Source organism: Hydrogenophaga sp. (assembly GCF_041633695.1).
Taxonomy (GTDB): Bacteria; Pseudomonadota; Gammaproteobacteria; order Burkholderiales; family Burkholderiaceae_C; genus Hydrogenophaga.
Window position 1 is genome coordinate 1 of sequence record NZ_JBFJMY010000602.1, and the last position, 2,149, is coordinate 2,149.

Genomic DNA, 2,149 nt, shown 5'->3' on the forward strand with positions numbered 1-2,149 from the left:
GTCGGTCAGAAAAATCTGCCCGGCCATGTCCTGGATACGCTGCACAATCGCGGCGGTGCGGCGGAAAGTCAACGACTGGAACAGACCATGCGTGCGGGGCAGCGAGATTTCCAGGTTCTCAAACACCGTGAGATCCTCGTAGACCGACGGCGTCTGAAACTTGCGGCCAACGCCAGCGCGCACGATCTGGTGCTCTTTCATGCGAGTGAGGTCGTGTCCCTCGAAGAGCACGCGCCCGGAGGTGGGGCGGGTTTTTCCGCAGATCATGTCGAGCAGCGTGGTCTTGCCTGCGCCGTTGGGACCGATGATGACCCGCAGCTCGTTGCGCTCTACTCTCAGACTCAAGCCATCAACAGCCTTGAACCCGTCGAAGGAGACGGTGAGATTCTCGACCTGTAGTACGTTATCGGAGGTAGTGGTTGTGCTCATGGCAGACGTAACGTGTGTTGGAAGAGGCATGGCAAAGCTGTTGTTCATTCCGCACCCCCGGATCCGCGGCGGGAGAGCCACTGGTCCTTCAGCCCGGCCAAACCGTTGGGCATAACCCAAACAACCAGGATGAAGACCGCCCCCAGGAAATACAGCCACCCCTCGGGAAAGGTCTCCGACAGGTACGATTTGAGAAAGCCAATCAACAACGCACCCACCACCGCTCCCGGGATTGACAAGCGCCCGCCGACAGCCGCATAGATCACCATCTCCACCGACGCCACCACGCCGATGGCGCTGGGAGAGATGAGACCAACTTGCAAGGTGAAGAACGCACCACCCACCGACGCCAACACTGCGCCACAGGCGAACACAAATGCCTTCATATGCGCGGTGTCGTAGCCGCTGAAGCGCACACGGTCTTCTCGATCGCGGATGGCAATCAGAATCTTGCCAAAGCGACTTCGCACCAGCGCCTGCGCTAGGAACATCGCCACCGCCAGGACGGCGACCTCGATGAAATAGAGCGCCCGCTGCGACCGGTCGTCCAGGATGTCCATCCCCAGCAGGGTGTGGAAATCGGTGATGCCATTGGCACCGCCGGTGTCGCCCTGCTGGCCGACCACCACCACAGTCAAGGTAAGCGCCAGCGAGAGCGTGACGATGGCGAAATACACTCCGCCAACCCGTCGGCGAAAGATGGCATACGAGAACAGGTAGGCAACTGCTGCCGGTAGCAGAAGGATGCCCAACACCGTCCAACCCAGCGAGCGGAAAGGTATCCACCAAAGCGGTAGCGATTCCACGCTGCTCCAGACCATAAAATCCGGTAGCTCTGGCGATGAGGCCTCCAGCTTGAGAAACATGGCGATCATGTAGCCACCTAGGCCAAAGAAAACGCCCTGCCCCAGGCTCAGGATGCCACCGTATCCCCAGGTGAGCACGATTCCGATAGCCACGAAGGCCAGTGCCAGATACTTTCCGACAAGGTTCAGGCGAAAAGGGTCGAGCATCAGTGGCAGGGCAATTACAAGCAGGGCCAACAGCGCCAGGGCACTTGCCATATCGGTTCGATGTGTATGGGACGACATGCTCAGCTCCTGGAACGCACGGCAAATAGGCCGTTGGGACGGAAGTAAAGAACCAGAATCACCAGCAACAGGATGGTGGCCTTGGCCATGGAGCCGCTCAAAAGGAATTCAAGCCAGGTCTGCCCCTGGGCAATCAATAGCGCTGAGAGCGCGGTGCCCACGAGACTCTGGACGCCACCGAACACCACTACGATGAACGAGTCGACGATGTAGAGCTGGCCGGTACCTGGGTTGGTCGAACCGATCATCGTGAACACGCATCCGGCAATGCCGGCGAGACCCGAGCCCAGTGCAAAGGTCAGCGCGTCCACGCGGTTCGTATCGATACCCACGGCCCCGGCAATCGGGCGGTTCTGAGTGACGGCCCGGACCTTCAGCCCCCAGCGCGTGCGGTAGAGCAGCAGGTAGACGCCGATGGCCACGGCCACCGTGAGACCTACGATGAAAAGGCGGGTAATTGGGAGCTGAATGCCCTCGGTAGGCTCCCAGGCCCCTGCCAGCCACATGGGCAGCGGAACGCTTACCTCCTGCGCACCGAATACCGTGCGGTAGGTCTGCTGCAGGATCAAGCTGAGCCCCCAAGTCGCCAGTAGCGTATCCAGCGGACGGTTGTAGAAGAAGCGGATGAA

3 protein-coding genes are annotated in these 2,149 nt (G+C 60.1%); all 3 read right to left on the reverse strand.

From position 1 onward, the window contains the following. Positions 1-429 (reverse strand): ATP-binding cassette domain-containing protein (locus ABYB95_RS22255; RefSeq protein ID WP_372662131.1); only part of this gene is annotated, 429 nt, incomplete at its 3' end. A gap of 44 nt (positions 430-473) precedes the next feature. Then, the gene (urtC, locus tag ABYB95_RS22260; protein ID WP_372662134.1) at positions 474-1,520 is read right to left on the reverse strand and encodes an urea ABC transporter permease subunit UrtC; all 1,047 of its coding nucleotides are present in this window, start codon (positions 1,518-1,520) and stop codon (positions 474-476) included. Between the two features lie 2 nt (positions 1,521-1,522). Beyond that, positions 1,523-2,149, reverse strand: a 627-nt coding sequence (gene urtB, locus ABYB95_RS22265) for an urea ABC transporter permease subunit UrtB (RefSeq protein ID WP_372662137.1), incomplete at its 5' end; no start/stop codon positions are given.